This window comes from Streptomyces sp. NPDC000410 (assembly GCF_040300305.1).
Taxonomy (GTDB): domain Bacteria; phylum Actinomycetota; class Actinomycetes; order Streptomycetales; family Streptomycetaceae; genus Streptomyces.
This window is the reverse complement of the sequence record NZ_JBEPDM010000001.1, coordinates 467,267-490,129: the sequence shown is the minus strand read 5'-3', so window position 1 is coordinate 490,129 and position 22,863 is coordinate 467,267. Positions and strand designations below refer to the sequence as shown.

Here is a 22,863-nt window from a genome sequence, read left to right as displayed (position 1 = left end):
CCCATGTCCGTGCCCGAAACCAGTGCAGCCACCGCCACCGAGGCCCTGCGGCCCCACGCGGAGGACGCCTTCGCCGATGAGCTCAAGGCGCTGGCCGCGGCCGACGACCGGCCGCGGCCGGCCCGCTGGCGACTGTCACCGTGGGCGGTGGCCACGTATCTGCTCGGCGGCACGCTGCCCGACGGGACCGTGATCACACCCAAGTACGTGGGGCCGCGCCGGATCGTCGAAGTGGCCGTGACCACCCTCGCCACCGACCGCGCGCTGCTCCTCCTCGGCGTCCCGGGCACCGCCAAGACCTGGGTCTCCGAGCACCTCGCCGCGGCCGTCAGCGGGGACTCCACCCTGCTCGTGCAGGGCACCGCCGGCACGCCCGAGGAGGCCATCCGCTACGGGTGGAACTACGCACAGCTGCTGGCCCACGGCCCCAGCCGGGACGCGCTCGTGCCCAGCCCCGTCATGCGCGCGATGTCGGACGGCATGACCGCGCGCGTCGAGGAGCTCACCCGCATCCCGGCCGATGTGCAGGACACGCTCATCACGATCCTGTCCGAGAAGACGCTGCCCATCCCGGAGCTGGGCCAGGAAGTGCAGGCGGTCCGCGGTTTCAACCTGATCGCCACCGCCAATGACCGCGACCGCGGGGTCAACGACCTGTCGAGCGCGCTGCGCCGCCGGTTCAACACGGTGGTCCTGCCGCTGCCCGCGACCCCGGACGCCGAGGTCGACATCGTGTCCAGGCGCGTCGACCAGATAGGGCGCTCGCTCGACCTGCCCGCCGTGCCCGAGGGCGTCGACGAGATCCGCCGCGTCGTCACCGTCTTCCGTGAGCTGCGCGACGGCGTCACGGCCGACGGGCGCACGAAGCTCAAGTCCCCTTCGGGCACGCTCTCCACGGCCGAGGCGATCTCCGTCGTCACCAACGGCCTGGCGCTCGCGGCCCACTTCGGCGACGGCGTCCTGCGGCCCGGTGACGTCGCGGCGGGAATCCTCGGAGCGGTGGTCCGCGATCCGGCGGCGGACCGCGTCATCTGGCAGGAGTATCTGGAGACGGTGGTGCGCGAGCGGGACGGCTGGAAGGACTTCTACCGCGCCTGCCGCGAGGTGAGCGCATGACCTCGGGGACCGCGACGCCGGAGCCGCCCGAGGCGGCCGCGCCGGTCCGGGACGCCGCTGCCCGTGGGGCGCGCGCATGGCCCGGGGGCGGGCCGTTGGTGCTCGGGGTGCGGCATCACGGCCCCGGGTCGGCGCGGGCCGTCCGGGCCGCGCTGGACGCGGCGGAGCCCGGAGCCGTGCTGATCGAGGGGCCGCCCGAGGCGGACGCGCTGCTGCCGCTCGCCGCCGACGAGGGGATGCGCCCGCCGGTCGCGCTCCTCGCGCACGCCGTGGACGACCCCGGCAGGGCGGCGTTCTGGCCGCTGGCCGAGTTCTCCCCGGAGTGGGTCGCGATCCGCTGGGCGCTGGCGCACGAGGTGCCCGTACGGTTCATCGACCTGCCCGCGGCGCACTCCCTGGCGGCGGCCTCGGACCCCACATGGGGCGACGGCGAGGACGACGAGGCGGAAGTGGACGGCGGAGGGGGCCCGGCGCTGCGGATCGATCCGATCGCCGTGCTCGCCGAGACCGCCGGGTACGACGACCCGGAGCGCTGGTGGGAGGACGTGATCGAGCACCGCACCGTCACGCCCGCAGCCGGCCCCGGGACCGCCGACCCGTTCGCGCCGTTCGCCGTGCTCGGCGAGGCCATGGCCGCGCTGCGCGAGACCTACGGACACGGCGGGTACACCCGGGATCTCGTCCGCGAGGCCCACATGAGGATCCAACTGCGCGCTGCGCGCAAGGAGTTCGGGGACGAGGTCGCCGTGGTCTGCGGCGCCTGGCACGTTCCGGCCCTCACCGGGAGGACCGGAAAGTCCACCGTCACGGCCGACCGCGCCCTGCTCAAGGGACTGCCCAAGGTCAGGACGGAGATGACCTGGGTCCCCTGGACGCACCGCCGGCTCGCCAGACTGGGGGCACCTCCCGGGCGAAGCTCCGGGGGAGGCTACGGCGCGGGGATCGACTCCCCCGGCTGGTACGCGCATCTGTTCAGCGCCCCCGACCGTCCCGTCGAGCGCTGGATGACCAAGGTCGCCGGACTGCTCAGGGCAGAGGACCGGATGGTCTCCTCGGCCCATGTCATCGAGGCCGTCCGGCTCTCCGGGACGCTCGCCGCGATGCGCGCCCGGCCGCTGCCCGGACTGAGCGAGACGACGGACGCCATTCGGGCCGTGATGTGCGACGGCTCCGACGTCCCGCTCGGACTGATCCAGGACAAGCTCATCATCGGAGATGTCCTCGGCGAGGTCCCCGAGGCGGCCCCCGCCGTGCCGCTCCAGCGCGACCTGGCCCGGCTCCAGCGCACTCTGCGGCTCAAACCGGAGCTGCTGGAGCGGGAGCTGGAGCTCGACCTGCGCAAGGACACCGACGCGGCGCGCAGCCGCCTGCTGCACCGGCTGAGGCTCCTGGACATCGACTGGGGCACCCCGTCGGCCGGTCGCGGGTCCACGGGCACGTTCCGCGAGACCTGGCGGCTCCGCTGGGATCCCGAGCTGTACGTCGAGGTCGCCGAGGCGGGCGTCTGGGGCACGACCGTCCTCTCCGCCGCCACCGCGAAGGCCGAGGCGCACGCCGTCTCGGCGCCCGTGCTCGCCGACATCACGGCACTCGCCGAGCGCTGCCTGCTGGCCGAACTGCCCGAGGCGCTCCCCGTGGTGATGCGGGCCCTCGCCGACCGGGCCGCGCTCGACGCGGACGTCGGCCACCTCGCCCAGGCCCTGCCCGCCCTCGCCCGCTCGCTGCGCTACGGGGACGTCCGTACCACCGACACGGCTGCGCTCGGCGAGGTCGCGGCCGGGATCGCCGAGCGCGTCTGCGTCGGGCTGCCGCCCGCCTGCACCGGACTCGACGCGGACGCCGCCACCGAGATGCGCGGCCATCTCGACGGCGTCCACACGGCCATAGGCCTCCTGCCGGAGACCGGGGAGCTGGGCGGCCGCTGGGCCGGTGTCCTGCGCAAACTCGCGGCGCGGGACACCGTGCCCGGGATCATCCGCGGCCGGGCGGCCCGGCTGCTGCTGGACGACGGGCGGCTCGCGGAGGACGAGGCGGCGCGTCTGATGGGGCTCGCCCTCTCGCCCGGCACACCGCCCGCCGACGCCGCCGCCTGGATCGAGGGCTTCGTCGGCGGCGCGTCCGGAGGCGGAATGCTCCTCGTGCACGACGAGCGCCTCCTCGGCCTCGTCGACGCCTGGCTGACGGCCGTCCCGCCGGATGGCTTCACCGACGTACTGCCGCTGCTGCGGCGCACGTTCTCGGCGTACGAACCGGGCGTTCGGCGCACCCTGGGCGAGCTGGTCCGGCGCGGCCCGGCAGGGGGAGGCGGCCCGGAGCAGGGGGAGGCCGGAGCGCCCGGATTCGGGGCCGGGCTGGACGAGGAGCGGGCCGACGCGGTGCTGCCCGTACTGCGGCTGATCCTGGAGGGGAGCCACGTATGACCACACCGGCGGACACATCGGCGGACACGGCGGCCGACGAGCGGCTGCGGCGCTGGCGGCTGGTGCTCGGCGGGGGAGCGGCCGACGGCACCGGCCGCGCGCTGACCGGCAGGGACGCGGCGATGGACGGAGCCCTGGGCGCGCTGTACGGGGCGGGCGGAGGAAAGGACAAGGGAAGCGGGAAGCGGTCCGCCGGGCTCGAAGGGTCCGCGCCGAACGTGGCCCGCTGGCTCGGCGACATCCGGACGTACTTCCCGAGCTCGGTCGTCCAGGTCATGCAGCGCGACGCGATCGACCGGCTCGGGCTCAGCACCCTGCTGCTGGAGCCGGAGATGCTGGAAGCCGTCGAGGCGGACGTGCACCTCGTCGGGACCCTGCTCTCCCTCAACAAGGCGATGCCCGAGACGACGAAGGAGAGCGCCCGCGCGGTCGTACGGAAGGTCGTCGACGATCTGGAGAAGCGGCTGGCCACCCGCACCCGCGCCACCCTCACCGGCGCGCTCGACCGGTCGGCGCGCATCAGCAGGCCGCGTCACCGCGACATCGACTGGGACCGCACGATCCGGGCGAACCTGAAGAACTATCTGCCCGAGTACGGCACCGTCGTCCCCGAGCGGCTGGTCGGCTACGGCCGCGCCGCGCAGTCCGTGAAGAAGGACGTCGTCCTGTGCATCGACCAGTCCGGGTCGATGGCGGCGTCCGTGGTGTACGCGTCGGTGTTCGGCGCGGTGCTCGCCTCGATGCGGTCGATCGCGACCCGGCTCGTCGTGTTCGACACGGCGGTCGTCGATCTGACGGACCAGCTGGACGACCCGGTGGACGTGCTGTTCGGCACGCAGCTCGGCGGCGGTACGGACATCAACCGGGCCCTCGCCTACTGCCAGTCGCGGATCACCCGGCCCGCGGACACGGTCGTCGTGCTCATCAGCGACCTGTACGAAGGTGGCATACGCGACGAGATGCTCAAACGCGTCGCGGCGATGAAGGCGTCGGGGGTGCAGTTCGTCGCGCTGCTCGCGCTCTCCGACGAGGGCGCGCCGGCCTACGACCGCGAGCACGCGGCGGCGCTGGCGGCGCTGGGAGCACCGGCGTTCGCCTGTACGCCCGATCTGTTCCCGGAAGTGATGGCTGCGGCAATTGAGAAGAGGCCGCTGCCGGTGCCGGCTGCCGACTGAGGTGGAGACCGCTGCCCATAACGGACATGGCGACCCATCAGTAACAAGGGACTTGCGTGAACCCAGGAGGCTCATGCGAGCATCGTCCCCGTTGCCCCGGAGGGGCATGATCCACAACCTGGGAGGGCTCGTCCCGCTTTGACTGCCATCGCTGCTCAGCCTGCTGCCGCCGTGCGCCTCGTGCGCGCGGGGGCCGGGCGGCATGCGGTGCGCGCGGTGCGGGTGTTGCTGTTCGTCGCCGGGCTGATGGTGCTGGGGTTCGTCCTCGGCGGCCAGGCGCAGGCGGCGGAGCAGCCCGCAACGGGGCTCGGAGCGGGATCCGGGACCGAGCGGGTCCGTGACGTCGCCGTCGAGCGCGTCGCGGAGTCGGTCGTCGAGACGGTCCCGGACAAGGTCGCGGAGCCGGTCGAGTCCGTCGCCAGGGCGGTCACCGAGCCGGTCCAGCAGGCCGGTCCCGTCGTGGAGCGGGTGCTCCAGCCGGTCGTCCGGCCCGCTGAGCACGCGGTGGAGCGGGCCGTGGAGCGGGCCGTGCCCGAGCGGCTGTTGCCCGCGTCCGGCCTGGACGGCGCGGCAGCGGCAGTGACCGCACCCGTACGCGTACCGGCGTCGGCACCCGCACTCGCGCACGGGGCGGACCTCCCGCAGGCCACCGACCCCGTCACCGATCGGCGTGACGCGCCGCGCCCCGCCCCGGCCTACGCGTACGTCTTCGCGCACCAGGCGTCGGAGTCGTACGCCGCGGCACCGACCGCCGTGCTCGGCGCTCCGGCCGACGGGCCGCTGCTGCCGCAGGGCCCCCGCCGCGCACCGGCAGGGCCGGGCGCCGCCGCCGTGGTGGCGCACGCGAGCGACAGCCACACGCCGCGCCCCGGTGACCGCGACCCGCAGGCGGCGATGTTCTCGGACGCCGTGACGTTCGGGCTCATAGCCGGTTCCCGCCAGGCGGTGGCCGGCACTCCGGTGCGCGACCGGCACCGCGACATCCTCGAATTCCCCGGATAGGGCAGGCCGTTCCCCCGCCTCAGGACCTGCCGCGCGGGGGCGGAGCAGGTCTGCCCGACCCTCGAATTCGAAGGACTTTTCCGAACATGAACAAGAACATCCGTCGTTCCATAGCCGTGGCGGCCGGCGCCGCCGGTCTGTGGGCGGTCGGCACCGCCGCCGCCAGCGCGGACGAGCTGCCCTCGCTGTCCCTCTCGGCCCCGGACCGCGCCGCCGCCGCCGTTGACGCCGTCGAGGACACCGCGAACGACACCGTCGCGGTCGACGACACCGTCCAGGTCCAGGACGCGGCCGCCGCCGTCGTCGGCAAGGCCGAGGGCACCGCGCAGCCCGCCGCCGACGCCGCCGCCCAGGCCCGTGCGTACGTCGAGGGCGAGGCCGGTGAGGCCGAGGGCGAGATCGACTACCTCTTCGGCCCGCTCTCCGACTTCGCTCCCGAGCTGGTGCAGCAGGCGGGGCAGGCCCCGGCCCACGTCGCCCCGGTCGTCGACGAGACGTCGCAGGACGTTCTGCCGCCCATCGCCGTCCGCGCGGTCGACGGTGTGCTTCCGGTCGCCGGCCAGGCGGTCGGTGACGTCGGTGGCCTCGCCACGGGCGTCGTCGGCGACGTGACCCCCTTCGCGGGCGGTGTCGTCTCCGAGGTGCAGCCGTTCGCCGGCGACGTGGTCGGCGAGGTCCAGCCCTTCGCGGGCGGTGTCGTCGGTTCCGTCCAGCCGCTCGTGGACACCGTCGTCGACCACGTCGAGCCGGTCGCGTACGGCGTCGGCGGCAGCGCCGGCAACCTCGCGTACGGGGTCGCGGGCGACGTACAGCCGTTCGCGGGCGGTGTCGTGTCCGAGGTGCGGCCGTTCGCGCAGGACCTCACGGGCACGGTCGCAGCGACCCCGGCCGTGGGGAACGCGGTCTCCGGCGTGCAGGGCGCGGCGTACGCCGTCACCCCGGGCTACGCCGACAGCCTGGCGCAGAACCTGACGCAGGGCATCTGAGCCAGGTCTGCCGGACCGGCGCGTCCGGCACGGGTCCGCTGACCCGGTACGGCCGACGCGGGTCTGCCGACCGGCGCGTCCGGCGCGGGTCTCCTGACCCGGTCCGTCCGGCGACGCGGGGCCGCTGACCTGGCGCACCCGCACGCCTGACGCATCCGGCGCATCCCGCGCATCCGGCGCGGATCTTCGACACAGCGCATCTGACCGGCGGGTTCAGAGCATCCTACGGGCGGTCCTCATTGGGGTGGGGGCCGCCCGCTGTCGTTTCCGCCATTCGCCGCGCCGTACTCGCAGGGTTCCACCATGCGCGCGATCTGTGACAGGTATCACCGCTCCTGTGTGATCTGCGATTTAGGGACCCACGGCCCACGGGGATAACCTGCGAGACGGACATGCCGCGTACCCGGCCACCGTGTACGCCTCCCTTGTGACAGCGCAGTCACGTTGCCCTTCGCGGCACGCCCACGCAGACAACGAACCGCGATCACTGAAAAGGGACGGACGCGCGTGGACCTGTTCGAGTACCAGGCGAGGGACCTCTTCGCCAAGCACGGTGTACCGGTGCTGGCCGGTGAAGTCATCGACACGCCTGAGGCGGCGCGCGAGGTGACCGAGCGTCTCGGCGGCCGGTCGGTCGTCAAGGCCCAGGTCAAGACCGGCGGCCGCGGCAAGGCCGGCGGCGTGAAGCTGGCCTCCAGCCCGGACGACGCGGTCGAGAAGGCCGGTCAGATTCTGGGCATGGACATCAAGGGCCACACGGTCCACAAGGTGATGCTGGCCGAGACCGCACCGGAGATCGCCGAGGAGTACTACGTCTCGTACCTCCTCGACCGCACCAACCGCACCTTCCTGGCCATGGCCTCCGTCGAGGGCGGCATGGACATCGAGGAGGTCGCGGCCACCAAGCCCGAGGCCCTCGCCAAGGTCCCGGTCGACGCCACCGAGGGCGTCACGATCGAGAAGGCCCGCGAGATCGTCGCGCAGGCGAAGTTCCCGGCCGAGGTCGCGGAGCCGGTCGCCGAGGTCCTCGTGACCCTGTGGAAGACCTTCGTCGCCGAGGACGCGCTCCTCGTCGAGGTCAACCCGCTGGCCAAGGTCGCCGACGGCCGCATCATCGCCCTCGACGGCAAGGTGTCCCTGGACGCCAACGCCGAGTTCCGCCAGGCGGACCACGCGGCCCTCGAGGACAAGGACGCAGCCAACCCGCTCGAGGCTGCGGCCAAGGCCAAGGGCCTGAACTACGTCAAGCTCGACGGCGAGGTCGGCATCATCGGCAACGGCGCGGGTCTGGTCATGTCGACCCTCGACGTCGTCGCGTACGCCGGTGAGAACCACGGCAACGTCAAGCCCGCCAACTTCCTCGACATCGGTGGCGGCGCCTCCGCCGAGGTCATGGCGAACGGCCTCGAGATCATCCTCGGCGACCCGGCCGTCAAGTCGGTCTTCGTCAACGTCTTCGGCGGCATCACCGCGTGCGACGCGGTCGCCAACGGCATCGTGCAGGCCCTGGAGCTCCTCGAGTCCAAGGGCGAGGCCGTGACGAAGCCGCTGGTCGTGCGCCTCGACGGCAACAACGCCGAGCTGGGTCGCCAGATCCTGGACGACCGCAACCACCCGCTCGTGCAGCGTGTGGACACCATGGACGGCGCGGCCGACAAGGCCGCCGAGCTGGCCGCGGCCAAGTAAGGGACGAGGGACACCAACACCATGGCTATCTTCCTCACCAAGGAATCCAAGGTCATCGTCCAGGGCATGACCGGCTCCGAGGGCCAGAAGCACACCAAGCGCATGCTTGCTTCCGGCACGAACATCGTCGGTGGCGTGAACCCGCGCAAGGCGGGCACGACGGTCGACTTCGACGGCACCGAGATCCCCGTCTTCGGGTCGGTCAAGGACGCCATCGAGCAGACCGGCGCGGACGTCACGGTCATCTTCGTCCCGGAGAAGTTCACCAAGGACGCGGTCATCGAGGCGATCGACGCCGAGATCGGCCTCGCGGTCGTCATCACCGAGGGCGTCGCGGTCCACGACACCGCGCAGTTCTGGGCGCACGCGGGTGCCAAGGGCAACAAGACCCGGATCATCGGCCCGAACTGCCCGGGTCTGATCACCCCCGGTCAGTCGAACGCGGGCATCATCCCGGCCGACATCACCAAGCCCGGCCGCATCGGTCTCGTGTCCAAGTCCGGCACGCTGACCTACCAGATGATGTACGAGCTCAGCGACATCGGCTTCAGCTCCTGCGTCGGCATCGGCGGTGACCCGATCATCGGCACCACCCACATCGACGCCCTGGCGGCGTTCGAGGCCGACCCGGACACCGACCTGATCGTGATGATCGGCGAGATCGGCGGCGACGCCGAGGAGCGTGCCGCCGACTTCATCAAGGCGAACGTCACCAAGCCGGTCGTCGGTTACGTGGCGGGCTTCACCGCGCCGGAGGGCAAGACCATGGGTCACGCCGGCGCTATCGTCTCCGGTTCTTCTGGCACCGCACAGGCCAAGAAGGAAGCCCTGGAGGCCGCGGGCGTCAAGGTCGGCAAGACGCCGACCGAGACGGCGAAGCTGGCGCGCGCCATCCTGGCCGGCTGACGGCTGATTACGCGGTTCATACGCGGATGGGCCCGCACCCCGGTCTCCCGGGGTGCGGGCCCATCCGCGTATTCGGCGTGCGTGCAGTACGGGCGCGGGCGGCGTGCGCGCGTACCGGCGCGGGCTGCGTGCGTGCCGTACGGGTGCCCACAACGCGCGCGGCGTGCTCAGCGCGCCAGGGGCGCGAGCCGCTCCGGGCCGCTGAGCGGATGGTTCTGGAGCAGCGCGCGCAGCTGGACGGCCTGCGCGGTCAGGGGCTGTGGACCGGGCCTGGGCGGTACGCCGCCGACCGACTCGCCGGGGGCCTGCTTCGGTTCGTAGTGGTTCTGCGCGGTGACGGCGGTGACGATCGCCGCGCCGATGATCATGGCGGTGAGGCCGACCGCGGCCCGCGTCCAGAACCGGGTGCGCAGCTCGCTTCCGGTCCGTACGGCATGGGCCGGGGCGACCTCAGGCGCGGGTACGGCGGCGACCAGGTCGCTCAGCCGCTCGTGCAGCGTGTCGGGCCGGGTCAGCTCGGGGAGCCGTTCGGCGACGAGGGAACGGGCGTGCAGCACGCGGTTCGCCGCGGCCGGCGTGCTCGCCTCGGTCTCGGCCGCCGTCTCGGGCAGGTCGATGCCCAGCCCGTCGTACAGCAGGAGGGTGCGCCGGTACGCCGGAGGCAGGTCGAGCAGCGTCTCGCGGAGCACACGCCAACGGGGGTCCGCGGGGGCGGATGCCAGGTTTTCCGCGTCCGCCGGAGGGGCGGGGTCGGGCCGGCGGTGGGACCGGCGCAGCCGCTGCCAGGGCGCGGTGGCGTACTCGTACGCCGCCGCCCGGACCCAGCCCGCGGGGTCGGGGTCGACGGCCACTTCCGGCCAGCGCTGCCAGGCCCGGTGGAACGCCCACTCGACGGCCTCCAGGGAGAGCCTGCGGCGTCCCGTGAGCAGGTACGTCTGGCGTACGAGGCCGGGGGCGGTGTGTTCGTAGAGGGCGTCGAAGGCGTCCTCGGGGGTGAGGGTGGGCGCGAGCACCGGCCTGGCGGGCTTCGGGCGGGTGGACGTGGCGGCTGCCCCGTTGTCGGGGTCGCGTGTGTCGGGGTCGCGTGCCGGAGTGTCGGGCTCGGGCCCTTGGTGGTGGGGCGTGTCGGGCTCGGGCCCCTGGTGGTGAGGCGGGTCGGCCGGGACCGTCGTGGCCCCGTCGTCCTCCTGCGGGGGCTCCTCGCCCTCCCCGGCCGCGATCTCGGCCTCGTACTCGGCCAGCAGTTTCGCGTACGTCTCGCGCTTGCGTCCGCGCGGGCTCGTTCGGCCCGTCTCCCAGGACCTGAGCGTCGCCCGGGTGACACCGACGGCCCTCGCGAGCTGTTCCTCGCTCAGTGACTTCGCCTCGCGCAGCCTGCGCCGTTCCTTGGGGGAGGGCAGCGGGTCCGGGTCGGGGTTCTCGGTGGGGTCCGTGGCGCTCTGTGTCATGAAGGGCTCCCCGGGGCCGGAAGGCTGCACTGGGGCGAAAAGTACATAAGCGTATCTTCGGCGACACCACGGCCATTCGCCTGTTACACGGATAAAGCGCGTGTCGTTGGCAGCATGTCCGCGTGACCCAGTTGACCGATCGGATGACCGATCCTGGACCGGCGTTCGTGCCCCTCCAGGGCGCACGGCCGCCCGCCGCCACGCTGGCGGCGTCGTTTGCGCGGGGAGCGGTCGCGGCGTGCCTCGGGCTCGGCGCGCTGGCCGTCCTGGTGCTGGTGATGTGGATCAGCTCGCCGTACCCGGACAGCGGCCCCGAGGGGGCGCTGCACGTGGCCGCCGGGCTGTGGGTGCTCGCACACGGCACCGAGCTGGTCCGGCCCGGCACGCTCTCCGGCGCGCCCGCGCCGGTCGGGCTCGTCCCCCTGCTGCTGGTGACGCTGCCCGTCTGTCTGGTGCACCGGGCGGCCCGCGACGCGCTCGATCTGGACCTGGAGCCGGACCCGGACTTCGATACGTCCATGCCTTCGGAGTGGGCGGCGGTATCGGCGGTGGCCTGCGGATATCTGCTGGTCACGGCCGCCGCCGCGGTCTACTCCGCGGACGGGCCGCTCGCCGCGCGGCCGCTCAGCGCCGTACTCCACCTGCCCCTGGTGACCGCCCTGTCCGCGGCCGCCGGGGTGTGGACGGCTCATGGGCGGCCCCTGGCGCCGCTGCCGGGCTGGGTGCCTCGGGGCGTACAGGGCCTGCGGGCCGCCGTGGGGCTGCGGGCCGGGGGCGCGGCCGTGGTGGCGCTCCTGGGCGGTGGGGCGCTGCTCGTCGCGGGGGCGCTGGTGTGGCAGGCGGGTGCGGTGCAGCAGTCGTTCCTGTCGCTCTCGGTGGACTGGCCGGGCCGGTTCGCCGTGCTGCTGCTCGCGCTCGCGCTGGTACCGAACGCGGCGGTGTGGGGGGCGGCGTACGGGCTCGGCCCGGGTTTCGCCCTCGGTACGAGCGCGACAGCGACGCCGCTCGCGGTCGCCGGGACCCCCGCGGTGCCCGACTTCCCGCTGCTCGTCGCGGTCCCCGCCGTGGGGCCGGGCACTCCGCTGACCTGGGCGGCCGCCCTGGTGCCCGTGGCCGCGGGCGTCACGGTCGCCCGGCTCACGGTCCGCGCGGCGGCGCCCCGGCCGGCCTGCCCGGAGGACGCCTGGACGTGCCGCGAGACCGCGCTCACCGCGCTGCTCGGCGCGGGTGTGTGCGGGGCCCTGACCGCCGTCCTCGCGTCGATGTCGGGCGGTGCGCTGGGCGCGGGTGCGCTGGCGTCGTTCGGCCCGGTGTGGTGGCTGACGGGTGCGGCGGCGTTCGTCTGGACCGCGACCATCGGGGTCGTCGGCGCGGTCGCCGCCCGCGCGTGGCGCCTGCGGGGCGGGCGGGCCGCGTTGGTGGCGGGCGATGTCTCCGATGACGTCGACGACGACCTGTTCGACCTCTACGACTGGCTGGACGCGCCCCCCATCCGGCCCACGGCCGTACCGGTCCCGACGCCCTCGGTCGACGCGCCTGTCGAACCGGCCGGGGATACGACGCCGCCCCTGCCCGTACCGCCGCCCGGCCCGGCGGACGCGCGGGATTTGCCGGGCTCGCCCGGGTCGGCAGAAGCGCAGGGAGCTCCGCCGGGGCCGCGGCGGCCGCAGGGGTTGGCCGAGTCGTGGGATGAGCCGGGGGCCGCGGCAGGGCCGTCGGCATCGGCGCCCCGGCAATCGCCCGGCCTGGCGGCGGTTCCGGATGCGTCTTGGCAGGTGCCCGGCACGGCGTCGGCCCCGGAAGCGCCCCGGCAGGCGCCCGGCGTGGCAGCGGTTCCCGAAGCGCCCCGCCAGGTGCCCGGATCGGCGCCCCGCCAGGTGCCCGGCGTAGGTGCCGCCCCAGAAGCGCCCCGTCACGTACCCGGATCGCCGCCCGTCCCAGAAGCGCCCCGGCTGTCGCCGGCCCCGCTCCCGCCGTTGGCGCCACCGCCACCGCCACCGGACAGGCCTCCCGGTCCTCCGGCCGCCGCCGGGATCCCCGAGCCGCCCCGGAACCCTCCTACTCCTTGACGCCGATCACGCCACGCAGCGGCTCCGGGAGCCGCTCGTTGCAGGAGAGCTGGCCCGCCTTCGTCAGGGAGTCGTCCACGCAGGTGTAGAAGTCGCGGTAGACCAGCTGCATCGAGAACGTCATCGCCACGATCAGGAGCGCGACCGCCGCCATCACCAGACCACTGACCGCAGCCGTGACCTGCTGCTTGCCGCCCGGCTGGCCCCCCGCCGCCGGAGCCGATGCCGAAGCCGGGGCGCCGGAGGACGGGATCGCGGCCGGGATCGCGGCCGCGACCGCGTCCCGGGTGCCGTCGGTCCGGCGGCGGGCCTTGGCGCGCAGCGAGCTCACGCCCCAGTACAGCGAGAGCGCGCCCAGCAGCAGCGCGATCTCCTGGAAGTCGAAGAGCGCGAAGAAGAAGGCCCACATGCCGCCGAGCAGCGCGTAGCGGGCGCGCCGCTGGGCCGGGTCCGTCGGGTCCCAGCGCAGGCCCGTGCCCGATCCGCCGCCGCCCTCCGGACCGTTGCCGGGCCCGTCACCCTGGCCGTTCTGCCCGCCCGGCCGGCCGCCGAAGCCACCCGACGAGCGCCCCGGCTGACGGCTGCTCCACTGGCTGCCCCAGCCGGACCCGGACCCGGACCCGGACCCGGACCCGGAGTCGGATCCCGGGCCGGAGTCGTCGCCCGCACCGTGCCGCGGTCGCCACGGCTGGTCCGGAGTCCCCTCCGGCGGCGGTGCGAACGGGTTCGGATCTTCCTTGGGCTCAGTCGGCTCCGTGGACTGGCGTTCCCGCAGCAGGAGGGAGCCCCGCTCGGTGGCGAGCGGGTGGCGGAGTGCCGTGCGGCGGCATCGGTCCGGCATGTGGTGAACGACTTCCCCTCTTGTACCTCTGAAACCGGGTACTCCGTCTGGGGACGGGCCCTGCCCCCAGACGCTACCCCCCGGCCCCGCCCCCGTCCCGTGGGGGCCGCTCGGTGTGCCGGTATCGTTGCTGACGGTCGGCGGCTTCGTAGAGTTCCCCGTATCGCGGGGCTCGATTCGTTCGTACGACCACACAAAGCCCCGCGCAACGCCCCACGCAAAGCCGATCGCAACGCGAAATGAGTATCCCGTGGCTCCCGCCCGCCTCGTCGTTCTGGTCTCCGGATCCGGCACCAATCTCCAGGCGCTGCTCGACGCCGTCCGCGAAGCCCCGGGAGGCCCCGAAGGCTACGGCGCCCGCATCGTCGCCGTCGGGGCCGACCGCGACGGCATCGCCGGCCTCGACCGCGCCGCCCGCGCCGGACTCCCCACCTTCGTCTGCAAGGTCAAGGACTACGAGACCCGCGAGGAGTGGGACCGGGCCCTGACCGAGGCGACCGCCGCGTACGAGCCGGACCTGGTCGTCTCCGCGGGCTTCATGAAGATCGTCGGCAAGGACTTCCTCGCCCGCTTCGGCGGCCGGTTCGTCAACACGCACCCGGCCCTGCTGCCCAGCTTTCCCGGTGCCCACGGAGTCCGCGACGCGCTCGCGTACGGAGCGAAGGTCACCGGATGCACCGTCCACTTCGTCGACGACGGCGTCGACACCGGCCCGATCATCGCCCAGGGCGTGGTCGAGGTACGGGACGAGGACGATGAAGCCGCTCTGCACGAGCGCATCAAGGAAGTCGAGCGTCAACTGCTCGTCGATGTCGTGGGGCGTCTGGCCCGTAACGGCTACCGCATTGAGGGACGAAAGGTAGTTATCCAGTGACCGCCGAGAGCAACAAGCGGCCCATCCACCGTGCGCTGGTCAGCGTCTACGACAAGACCGGCCTGGAAGAGCTGGCCCAGGGCCTGCACGAGGCCGGGGTCCAGCTCGTGTCGACGGGCTCGACCGCCGGGCGGATCGCCGCCGCCGGGGTCCCGGTCACCAAGGTCGAGGAGCTCACCGGCTTCCCGGAGTGCCTGGACGGCCGGGTCAAGACGCTGCACCCGCGCGTGCACGCCGGAATCCTCGCCGACCTGCGCCTGGAGGCGCACCGCGAGCAGCTCACGGAGCTCGGCGTCGAGCCGTTCGACCTCGTGATCGTCAACCTCTACCCGTTCCGGGAGACCGTCGACTCCGGCGCGACGCCCGACGAGTGCGTCGAGCAGATCGACATCGGCGGTCCCTCCATGGTCCGCGCCGCCGCCAAGAACCACCCCTCCGTGGCCGTGGTCACCAGCCCCGAGCGGTACGCCGACATCCTCACCGCGGTCGCCGGCGGCGGCTTCGACCTCGCCGCCCGCAAGCGCCTCGCCGCCGAGGCGTTCCAGCACACGGCCGCGTACGACACCGCCGTCGCCTCCTGGTTCGCGTCCTCGTACGCCCCCGCCGACGAGTCCGCGTTCCCCGACTTCCTCGGCGGCACGTACGAGCGCTCGAACGTCCTGCGCTACGGCGAGAACCCGCACCAGCCCGCCGCGCTGTACGTCTCCGAGGAGGGCGGCGGGCTCGCCGCCGCCGAGCAGCTGCACGGCAAGGAGATGTCGTACAACAACTACACGGACACGGACGCCGCGCGCCGTGCCGCGTACGACCACGCCGAGCCCTGCGTCGCGATCATCAAGCACGCCAACCCGTGCGGCATCGCGATCGGCGCCGACGTCGGCGAGGCGCACCGCAAGGCGCACGCCTGCGACCCGGTCTCCGCGTACGGCGGTGTCATCGCCGTCAACCGCCCGGTGACCGTGGAGATGGCCGAGCAGGTCGCCGAGATCTTCACCGAGGTCATCGTGGCGCCGTACTACGAGGAAGGCGCGGTCGAGGTCCTCGCCCGCAAGAAGAACATCCGCGTGCTGCGCTGCCCCGACGCCCCGGCCGCCCCCGTCGAGCTCAAGCCGATCGACGGCGGCGCGCTCCTCCAGGTCACCGACCGCCTCCAGGCCGCCGGCGACGACCCGGCGAACTGGACCCTCGCCACTGGTGAGGCGCTGTCCGAGGCTGAACTGGCCGAGCTCGCCTTCGCCTGGAAGGCCTGCCGGGCCGTCAAGTCCAACGCGATCCTCCTCGCCAAGGACGGCGCCTCGGTCGGCGTCGGCATGGGCCAGGTCAACCGCGTCGACTCGGCGAAGCTCGCCGTCGAGCGGGCCGGCGAGGAGCGTGCGCGGGGCGCGTACGCCGCCTCCGACGCGTTCTTCCCGTTCCCGGACGGCCTGGAGATCCTGACCGCCGCCGGGGTCAAGGCGGTCGTGCAGCCGGGTGGTTCGGTGCGCGACGAGCTCGTGGTCGAGGCCGCGAAGAAGGCGGGCGTGACGATGTACTTCACGGGTACGCGGCACTTCTTCCACTGACACCCGAGCGGCCCGAGCAGCCCGCAACCTGTGAATTCACAGGTGCCCTCAGGGGCGGGGGCGATGGTTCGCTCTGAGCACGGCACAGAAACCGGTGACCACGGGGGGCACCGGGCCGTGACCAGGAAGGAACCGTTCATGCTCCAGTTCCAGGGGAAGGCCGCCGCGCTGCTTCTCGCGTCCGCGGCGGCTGTGGGCTCTCTCGCGATGGCGTCGCCCGCTTCGGCGGCCCCGTCCGGGCAGGGCTCGGTGGCGCAGGACGCCTCGGCGGCGGACCGGGCGCGGTGCCAGCGTGCGGTCATCCGGACGAGCCAGGGCGTGCTCACCTACACGGAGTGCAAGACGAAGTCGCGTGGCGTCTGGTACACGAAGGTGGACGGCCGCGTGGACGACACCAGGCCGGGTAACGGGCGCTGTGTCTACGCCACGGTCCGGATCGGCGCCTACAAGCTGGTCGAGAAGGACTGCGGCACCGGATACAACAACTTCCACACCGGCTGGAAGCGCGGCTCCGACGCCAAGGTCACCCTCGGCTGAGCCATCTGCGACGGCCCGGCGGACCACTCGGTCCGCCGGGCCTTTCGCGGCTCTGTGGCCCGGGGGCTCTGTGGCCCGGTCGCTCACGGGGCTCAGCGGCTCAGCAGTTCCTGGCCCACGTATGCGACAGAACCTTCGTCCCCGATCCGAGATTCCGCTTCTCCAGCCGCTCGACGCACCCCACGCGCTGCTTCAGCCCCGGCTGCCCGAAGTATGTGACGTCGACGAACCCCTTGGGGTCCTCCGTACCGTTGTTGAAGACCGAGCGCGGGCCGTCGTCCCCGGCCCAGCGGCACCGGGTCTCGCCTTCGAGCCACTCCGGGTCGTCGCCCTCCCACGCACACATATCGCCCCGGCCGTCCTCCTCCGCGAAGAAGCAGACGGCGCCACCGGCGCACCGTTCGTATCCATGGGCGGTCGGCTCCTCGCCCTCAAGCGTCCGCAGACCGATGCCCAGCCCCACGAGCGCGACCACCCCTGCAGCCACGGCGAGCTGGGCCCGTCGGCGGCGCCGGGGCGGCCGTGGCGGCCGGCCGGCACCGGCCGCCTCCACGCGCCGCAGCAGCGCGTCCGCGTCGTGCGCGGCGCGTTCCCGTTCCTCGTGCGTCCGGGCCAGGCAGTCCGTGACGATCTGCCGCCAGGGCTCGGCCAGTTCGGGTGACAGCCGCAGTTCCTCGTCCCCTCGGGCGTAGCGCACCGCCGCGTCCCGCCGCGCGGACGGAGTGCCCCCGGGCAGCGGCTGCGCCCCGGTCAGCACCACGTGCGCCAGCACGCCGAAGGCCCACAGGTCGGCGGTCGGGCGGATCTTCATGCCGCGCTCGCCGACCTCGGACCAGAGCAGCTCGGGCGGGGTGTAGTCGGCGGTCGTGAAAGCGGGGGCGTACGCGTGGGTGCCCTCCAGCTCCGCCGCCATGTTGAAATCGCCGAGGCGGACCGTACCGTCCCGCATGAGGAGCACATTGCCGGGCTTGAGATCGCCGTGCACCCAGCCCGCCCGGTGCAGTTGCCGCAGTCCCTCGCAGACCTGCGTGAGCAGCGCGGGCCCACGGTCGCCCGGCCGTCCGCGCGCCAGCAGGGCGTCCAGCGAGCCCGCCGCCTCCTCCAGCACGAGGACGGTGGCGCCGTCGAGCTCAGGGTGCCCCGGGTCGTCCACCGTCAGGGTCTCGTACATCCTGATCAGCCGGGGTGAGCGCAGCTTGCGCAGTACGCCGACCTCGCGCTCGGCCAGCTCGCGCAAGTGGCGCAACTGGCGCGGGGTGTGCGTGCCCGTCGACAGGAACTTCAGCGCGGCCCGCGCCGGGAGCCCCGGGGCGGGCACGGCGATCCGTGCCGCGTACACACTGCCGAACGCGCCGGATCCCAGGGGCGCGCCGACGATCCAGGGGCCGACCCGATACCCCTCGGGAACGGTGACGGCGTACGGCTGCCGGGTCACCGCGGCGTCACCGGAGCACGCCGAGGTCGTCCTCGCGTACGAGGTCGAAGCGGAGCGCCAGCGAGACGACCGAGTCCTTCTTGCCGTTGAGCCGCGGCCCCGGTCCGGCCGTGTCGGGACCGGGCTTGAGGCGCAGCTTCACCGCCAGGTAGTCGATGTTCCACTGCACGGACGTCCTGCTCACCTCGGGCCATACGGGACGCAGCCGCTCGACGACCTGCTCGACGGTGGGCGGCGGCGCGTGCGGCTCGCCGCGCAGGCGTGGTTCGCACAGGGCCGCGAGGACCAGGAAGTAGCGCTTGTCGCGGTCGAGCGGGAAGGCGAGCGCGGTGCGGTCGCCGTCGCGGGCCGGGGCGCCGTGGTCGGCGTAGTCGTGGCGCGGGGCCCAGACGTCGAAGCTCAGCAGCTCGTCGGCGGCCGGCAGCACGATGCGCGAGAACTCGAAGGGGACGGGCGCGGCCATCCTGCCCGGCGCGATCTTGATGTGCTCGCCGGCGCCCTCCGGGTTCTCGACCACGTACGTGGCGCAGCCGCTGAAGTTGCTCAGTGACCAGTACGTGCCGGTCGCGGTGATCTCGCCCGCCGTACGGGACACTCCGCCGTGCCTGATCGTCAGATGCCGGCTGCCGGGCGAAGCGGGTTCGCCGCGGCCGAAGAGGAGCGTCTCGCCCGGTGCGAGCCGGATCTGCTCGCAGGAGACCGCGGCCGGCGGCGGCACCACGATGATGCTGAACACGCTGCACATGGGGCCAGGGTAGGCAGCGCCGATAAACGTTCACACAACGGCGAAGGCCGTAACGCCCCACTGTGCGGGGGAGTTACGGCCTTCACGGATGAACGGTCAAGCGGTGCTTCAGCGCTGGCGGTTGAAGTACGCCGAGGCGTCCGCCTTGGCCAGGAAGACGATGATCAGGATGCCCAGGACGAGGCTGATCAGGGCGAAGAAGTTCGCACCGAACAGGTTGATGACGCTGAACAGCGTGACCACCGAGGCGTAGACGATCGCCGAGACGCGGATGCCGCTGCCGCCCTTGCCGAGCTTGGCACCGCTGAGGATGCCCCACAGGGCGAATCCCGCGACGAACAGCGCGATGATCACCATGAAGCCCATGCCGATGCCGGCGGCCGCCTCCGCGTCCGCGCTGGAGGTGGACGAGGACTCCGCGGCGGCCGAGAACATCTCCATGATCCACGCGCCGGCGATGAGGACGAAGACCGCGCCCAGCGCCTGGAAGCCGCCCAGGATGAAGAGCATGACGCGTGCGGCCTTCACGCCACCCGGCATCTCCGTCGGGACGCCGGGGTAGCCGCCGCCGTAGGGCGTGACCGGCGGGGCCTGCGGGTAGCCGTAGCCGGGCTGCTGCGGCTGGCCCTGCGGGTAGCCGTAGCCCGGCTGCTGGCCCTGCTGCTGGCCGTAGGGGTTGTTCGGGTCGCCGAAGCTCATGGCGGGATTCCTCCGTCGGGTTCTGCTGGGGACTACGCGGTCCAAAGCGGAGGAACATTTACAAAACTTGCGGTTTGCCCCCCGACACTGCCCGCGGCACTGCGCCGCTCATCGTGGTATTCCCGTCGCATTTTTGTCCAGTCGGTAACCGTAGGTGTTGTGCAAGTGCAACCTCCTGTTCTCGTCGACGGTGCCGAATTGGAACACGGGAGGGGTCATCCGCGAGGATGGGTCCATGACCGCCCAGATTCTCGATGGCAAGGCCACCGCAGCCGCGATCAAGTCCGACCTGACCGCCCGCGTGGCGGACCTCAAGGCCAGGGGCGTCACGCCCGGCCTCGGGACCCTGCTGGTCGGCGAGGACGTCGGCAGCCAGAAGTACGTCGCGGGCAAGCACCGCGACTGCGCGCAGGTGGGGATCGCCTCCATCCAGCGCGAACTGCCCGCCACCGCCACCCAGGAGGAGATCGAGGCGGTCGTCAGGGAGCTCAACGAGGACCCGGAGTGCACGGGATACATCGTCCAGCTGCCGCTGCCCAAGGGCATCGACACCAACCGGGTGCTGGAGCTGATGGACCCGGCGAAGGACGCCGACGGGCTGCACCCGATGAACCTCGGGCGACTGGTGCTGAACGAGAAGGCGCCGCTGCCCTGCACGCCGGCGGGCATCGTGCATCTGCTGCGACGCCACGGTGTCGAGATCAACGGCGCGCACGTCGTGGTCGTCGGGCGCGGTGTCACCATCGGGCGACCGATGCCGCTGCTGCTGACGCGCCGGTCCGAGAACGCGACGGTGACCCAGTGCCACACCGGCACCCGTGACCTCTCCGCGCAGCTGCGGCAGGCCGACATCGTCGTCGCCGCGGCGGGCGTACCGCACCTGATCAAGCCCGAGGACATCAAGCCGGGCGCGGCGATCCTCGACGTCGGCGTCAGCCGCGACGAGAACGGCAAGATCGTCGGCGATGTCCACCCCGGCGTCGCCGAGGTGGCCGGCTGGGTCGCCCCGAACCCGGGCGGCGTCGGCCCGATGACGCGCGCGCAGCTGCTGGTGAACGTCGTCGAGGCGGCCGAGCGCGCGTCCGCGGCCGCCGTCGACGCCCCTGCCGCGGGCTGACCGCCCATGCGCACCCCGGATGACCGCGCCGCGGCCGACGACCCGGAACGCCGGGACCCGTCGGGGGCCGAGGCCCCCGACGCCCCGCCCGCCACGGCCGTACCCGCCGAGGCGACCGGCGAGCAGAGCGGCGGCGCGTCGTCCAACGGCACGGGCCCGTCCCGGAAGAACGGTCATGCGCCTGCCGCGTCGGGTGCTGAGCCCGCCGGGTCGGGCGCCGGCCAGGTGAACGGCAACGCACCCGCCGGGCCGGGTGCCGAGCCCGCCGCATCGGGCACCGGCCGGCTGAACGGCCACGCGCCTGCCGCGTCGGGTGCCGAGCCCGCCGCATCGGGCACCGGCCCGCTGAACGGCCACGCGCCTGCCGCGTCGGGTGCCGAGCCCGTTGCGCCCGGCGAGAGTCGCGTCAACGGCCGCGCGCCCGCCGGGTCGGGCGACAGTCACGCGAACGGGCACGAGGCCGCCGCAGCGGCCGACAGTCACCTGAACGGTCACGAGCCCGCCGCAGCGGCCGACAGCCACGTGAACGGCCACGAGGCCGACCCGCAGGGCCCCCGCGCCGCAGGCGGGTCGCGGCGGCCGCCCACCGTCACCCGGGACACCGCGCGGCCCGAAGGCGGCGGGCGGGCCGCGCCCGGGGGCGCGCCCGCGCCCGCGCGGCAGTGGCCGTTGCTCACCGTGATCGGGCTCGCCGTGGTCGGGCTGCTGATCGTCGGCGCGAACCCGTTCGCCCAGGCGTTCCGCGTCGGGACGATCCTCGTCGGCGCCGCCCTCCTCACCGGCGCGGCGCTGCGCCGGGCCCTGCCGTCCGTGGGCATGCTGGCGGTGCGCTCGCGGTTCACCGACATGGTGACGTACGGCCTGCTCGGTACCGTGATCGTGCTGCTCGCCCTGATGACCCAGCCCGACCCGTGGCTGGAGATCCCGTTCCTGGAGGACGCGGTCCACTTCACTGTGCGGTAGGGATGCCGCACCGGCCCGAAGCGCGAGAGGGACGTCCACCTCATGGCCAAGATCAAGGTAGCCAACCCCGTCGTCGAGCTCGACGGCGATGAGATGACCCGCATCATCTGGCAGTTCATCAAGGACAAACTGATCCTGCCGTACCTCGACATCGAGCTGAAGTACTTCGACCTGGGCATCGAGCACCGCGACGCCACGAACGACCAGTTGACCGTCGACGCCGCCCACGCCATCAAGGAGTACGGCGTCGGCGTGAAGTGCGCCACGATCACACCGGACGAGGCGCGCGTCGAGGAGTTCAACCTCAAGGCGATGTACCGCTCGCCCAACGGCACCATCCGCAACATCCTCGGCGGCGTGATCTTCCGTGAGCCGATCATCATGGACAACGTGCCCCGGCTCGTCCCGGGCTGGACCAAGCCGATCGTCGTCGGCCGTCACGCCTTCGGCGACCAGTACCGCGCCACCGACCTCAAGGTCCCCGGTGCGGGCACCCTCACCATGACCTTCACCCCGAAGGACGGATCGGAGCCGGTCGAGCTGGAGGTGTACGAGTTCCCGGGCGCGGGCGTCGCGCTGTCGATGTACAACCTCGACGAGTCGATCCGCGACTTCGCGCGCGCTTCGTTCCGCTACGGCCTGGCCCGTGACTTCCCGGTCTACATGTCCACGAAGAACACGATCCTCAAGAAGTACGACGGCCGCTTCAAGGACATCTTCCAGGAGGTCTTCGACGCCGAGTTCCGGGCCGAGTTCGAGGCCAAGGGGCTCACCTACGAGCACCGTCTCATCGACGACATGGTCGCCTCGGCCCTGAAGTGGGAGGGCGGCTACGTATGGGCGTGCAAGAACTACGACGGTGACGTCCAGTCCGACATCGTGGCCCAGGGCTTCGGCTCGCTCGGCCTGATGACCTCCGTGCTCATGTCCCCCGACGGCAGGACGGTCGAGGCCGAGGCCGCGCACGGCACGGTCACCCGTCACTACCGGCAGCACCAGGCGGGCAAGCCGACCTCGACCAACCCGATCGCCTCGATCTTCGCCTGGACCCGTGGCCTCGCCCACCGCGGCACCCTGGACGGCACCCCCGAGGTCACCGGGTTCGCCCGGACCCTGGAGCGGGTGTGCGTCGAGACCGTCGAGGGCGGCCAGATGACGAAGGACCTGGCGCTGCTCATCTCCAAGGACCATCCGTGGCTGACCACGGAACAGTTCCTGGACGTGCTGGACTCCGGCCTGCAGAAGAAGATGGCGTCTACCTGAGCGCTCCACGGAACCGAGC

General features: G+C 72.8%; 19 protein-coding genes. 14 read left to right on the top strand and 5 right to left on the bottom strand.

What is annotated here, in order from left to right; all coding sequences use genetic code 11:
• Positions 1–3: 3 nt before the first annotated feature.
• From ABT342_RS02295 to sucD, 7 genes are all read left to right on the top strand, one after another.
• Positions 4–1,116 (top strand): ATP-binding protein, encoded by a 1,113-nt coding sequence (locus tag ABT342_RS02295; protein ID WP_351565729.1) that lies wholly within the window; start codon positions 4–6, stop codon positions 1,114–1,116.
• Entirely contained in the window at positions 1,113–3,536 is a 2,424-nt protein-coding gene (locus ABT342_RS02290) for a DUF5682 family protein (protein ID WP_351565726.1), read from the top strand. The genes ABT342_RS02295 and ABT342_RS02290 overlap by 4 nt, the downstream gene beginning before the upstream one ends.
• The gene (locus ABT342_RS02285) at positions 3,533–4,711 is read left to right on the top strand and encodes a VWA domain-containing protein (RefSeq protein WP_351565723.1); all 1,179 of its coding nucleotides are present in this window, start codon (positions 3,533–3,535) and stop codon (positions 4,709–4,711) included. Before ABT342_RS02290 ends, ABT342_RS02285 begins: the two co-directional genes overlap by 4 nt.
• Before the next feature lie 171 nt (positions 4,712–4,882).
• Entirely contained in the window at positions 4,883–5,713 is an 831-nt protein-coding gene (locus ABT342_RS02280) for a hypothetical protein (protein ID WP_351565720.1), read from the top strand.
• A gap of 86 nt (positions 5,714–5,799) precedes the next feature.
• Positions 5,800–6,699, top strand: a complete 900-nt coding sequence (locus ABT342_RS02275) for a hypothetical protein (RefSeq protein ID WP_351565717.1) — start codon at positions 5,800–5,802, stop codon at positions 6,697–6,699.
• A 507-nt stretch (positions 6,700–7,206) separates the two neighbouring features.
• Positions 7,207–8,385 (top strand): ADP-forming succinate--CoA ligase subunit beta, encoded by a 1,179-nt coding sequence (sucC, locus tag ABT342_RS02270; RefSeq protein WP_351565715.1) that lies wholly within the window; start codon positions 7,207–7,209, stop codon positions 8,383–8,385.
• A 21-nt stretch (positions 8,386–8,406) separates the two neighbouring features.
• Positions 8,407–9,291 carry a succinate--CoA ligase subunit alpha gene (sucD, locus tag ABT342_RS02265; protein ID WP_351565712.1) on the top strand — a complete coding sequence of 295 codons (885 nt, stop codon included), beginning with the start codon at positions 8,407–8,409 and terminating at the stop codon, positions 9,289–9,291.
• A 167-nt stretch (positions 9,292–9,458) separates the two neighbouring features.
• Here sucD and ABT342_RS02260 read toward each other — a convergent pair whose 3' ends face one another.
• Complete coding sequence (locus ABT342_RS02260; RefSeq protein WP_351565709.1) at positions 9,459–10,739, bottom strand: helix-turn-helix domain-containing protein; 1,281 nt, start codon at positions 10,737–10,739, stop codon at positions 9,459–9,461.
• A gap of 143 nt (positions 10,740–10,882) precedes the next feature.
• On the opposite strand from ABT342_RS02260, the gene ABT342_RS02255 reads away from it, so the two are divergent.
• Positions 10,883–12,808 (top strand): cell division protein PerM, encoded by a 1,926-nt coding sequence (locus ABT342_RS02255; protein WP_351566303.1) that lies wholly within the window; start codon positions 10,883–10,885, stop codon positions 12,806–12,808.
• Here the strand turns inward: ABT342_RS02255 and ABT342_RS02250 are convergent.
• Positions 12,798–13,649 carry a hypothetical protein gene (locus tag ABT342_RS02250; protein WP_351565706.1) on the bottom strand — a complete coding sequence of 284 codons (852 nt, stop codon included), beginning with the start codon at positions 13,647–13,649 and terminating at the stop codon, positions 12,798–12,800. The genes ABT342_RS02255 and ABT342_RS02250 overlap by 11 nt on opposite strands.
• Before the next feature lie 250 nt (positions 13,650–13,899).
• Here ABT342_RS02250 and purN point away from each other — a divergent pair, with 250 nt between their 5' ends.
• The 3 genes from purN to ABT342_RS02235 all read left to right on the top strand — a co-directional run bounded on the left by purN (position 13,900) and on the right by ABT342_RS02235 (position 16,622).
• Complete coding sequence (gene purN / locus ABT342_RS02245) at positions 13,900–14,523, top strand: phosphoribosylglycinamide formyltransferase (RefSeq protein ID WP_351565703.1); 624 nt, start codon at positions 13,900–13,902, stop codon at positions 14,521–14,523.
• Positions 14,520–16,085 carry a bifunctional phosphoribosylaminoimidazolecarboxamide formyltransferase/IMP cyclohydrolase gene (gene purH, locus ABT342_RS02240; protein ID WP_351565700.1) on the top strand — a complete coding sequence of 522 codons (1,566 nt, stop codon included), beginning with the start codon at positions 14,520–14,522 and terminating at the stop codon, positions 16,083–16,085. Before purN ends, purH begins: the two co-directional genes overlap by 4 nt.
• A gap of 138 nt (positions 16,086–16,223) precedes the next feature.
• Complete coding sequence (locus ABT342_RS02235) at positions 16,224–16,622, top strand: hypothetical protein (RefSeq protein WP_351565697.1); 399 nt, start codon at positions 16,224–16,226, stop codon at positions 16,620–16,622.
• Between the two features lie 100 nt (positions 16,623–16,722).
• Here ABT342_RS02235 and ABT342_RS02230 read toward each other — a convergent pair whose 3' ends face one another.
• The 3 genes from ABT342_RS02230 to ABT342_RS02220 form a co-directional block, all read right to left on the bottom strand.
• Positions 16,723–18,057 (bottom strand): protein kinase domain-containing protein, encoded by a 1,335-nt coding sequence (locus ABT342_RS02230; RefSeq protein WP_351565694.1) that lies wholly within the window; start codon positions 18,055–18,057, stop codon positions 16,723–16,725.
• A 7-nt stretch (positions 18,058–18,064) separates the two neighbouring features.
• Positions 18,065–18,793 carry an FHA domain-containing protein gene (locus ABT342_RS02225; RefSeq protein ID WP_351566300.1) on the bottom strand — a complete coding sequence of 243 codons (729 nt, stop codon included), beginning with the start codon at positions 18,791–18,793 and terminating at the stop codon, positions 18,065–18,067.
• 117 nt (positions 18,794–18,910) lie between these two features.
• Entirely contained in the window at positions 18,911–19,501 is a 591-nt protein-coding gene (locus ABT342_RS02220) for a hypothetical protein (protein WP_351565691.1), read from the bottom strand.
• A gap of 235 nt (positions 19,502–19,736) precedes the next feature.
• Between ABT342_RS02220 and ABT342_RS02215 the strand changes: the two genes are divergently transcribed.
• The 3 genes from ABT342_RS02215 to ABT342_RS02205 are packed head-to-tail and all read left to right on the top strand — an operon-like array spanning position 19,737 to position 22,844.
• Positions 19,737–20,618: a bifunctional methylenetetrahydrofolate dehydrogenase/methenyltetrahydrofolate cyclohydrolase gene (locus ABT342_RS02215; protein WP_351565688.1), complete on the top strand. Its 882-nt coding sequence runs from the start codon at positions 19,737–19,739 to the stop codon at positions 20,616–20,618.
• 6 nt (positions 20,619–20,624) lie between these two features.
• Positions 20,625–21,581, top strand: coding sequence for a DUF3017 domain-containing protein (locus tag ABT342_RS02210; RefSeq protein WP_351565685.1), 957 nt, complete (start codon positions 20,625–20,627; stop codon positions 21,579–21,581).
• Between the two features lie 42 nt (positions 21,582–21,623).
• Positions 21,624–22,844, top strand: a complete 1,221-nt coding sequence (locus ABT342_RS02205) for an NADP-dependent isocitrate dehydrogenase (RefSeq protein ID WP_351565682.1) — start codon at positions 21,624–21,626, stop codon at positions 22,842–22,844.
• Positions 22,845–22,863: the final 19 nt, after the last annotated feature.

Coding starts and splice junctions, on each gene's coding strand:
- ABT342_RS02295 (WP_351565729.1), top strand. CDS start 4: ATGTCCGTGCCCGAAACCAGTGCAGCCACCGCCACCGAGGCCCTGCGG.
- ABT342_RS02290 (WP_351565726.1), top strand. CDS start 1,113: ATGACCTCGGGGACCGCGACGCCGGAGCCGCCCGAGGCGGCCGCGCCG.
- ABT342_RS02285 (WP_351565723.1), top strand. CDS start 3,533: ATGACCACACCGGCGGACACATCGGCGGACACGGCGGCCGACGAGCGG.
- ABT342_RS02275 (WP_351565717.1), top strand. CDS start 5,800: ATGAACAAGAACATCCGTCGTTCCATAGCCGTGGCGGCCGGCGCCGCC.
- sucD (WP_351565712.1), top strand. CDS start 8,407: ATGGCTATCTTCCTCACCAAGGAATCCAAGGTCATCGTCCAGGGCATG.
- ABT342_RS02260 (WP_351565709.1), bottom strand. CDS start 10,739: ATGACACAGAGCGCCACGGACCCCACCGAGAACCCCGACCCGGACCCG.
- ABT342_RS02255 (WP_351566303.1), top strand. CDS start 10,883: ATGACCGATCCTGGACCGGCGTTCGTGCCCCTCCAGGGCGCACGGCCG.
- ABT342_RS02250 (WP_351565706.1), bottom strand. CDS start 13,649: ATGCCGGACCGATGCCGCCGCACGGCACTCCGCCACCCGCTCGCCACC.
- ABT342_RS02235 (WP_351565697.1), top strand. CDS start 16,224: ATGCTCCAGTTCCAGGGGAAGGCCGCCGCGCTGCTTCTCGCGTCCGCG.
- ABT342_RS02220 (WP_351565691.1), bottom strand. CDS start 19,501: ATGAGCTTCGGCGACCCGAACAACCCCTACGGCCAGCAGCAGGGCCAG.
- ABT342_RS02215 (WP_351565688.1), top strand. CDS start 19,737: ATGACCGCCCAGATTCTCGATGGCAAGGCCACCGCAGCCGCGATCAAG.
- ABT342_RS02210 (WP_351565685.1), top strand. CDS start 20,625: ATGCGCACCCCGGATGACCGCGCCGCGGCCGACGACCCGGAACGCCGG.
- ABT342_RS02205 (WP_351565682.1), top strand. CDS start 21,624: ATGGCCAAGATCAAGGTAGCCAACCCCGTCGTCGAGCTCGACGGCGAT.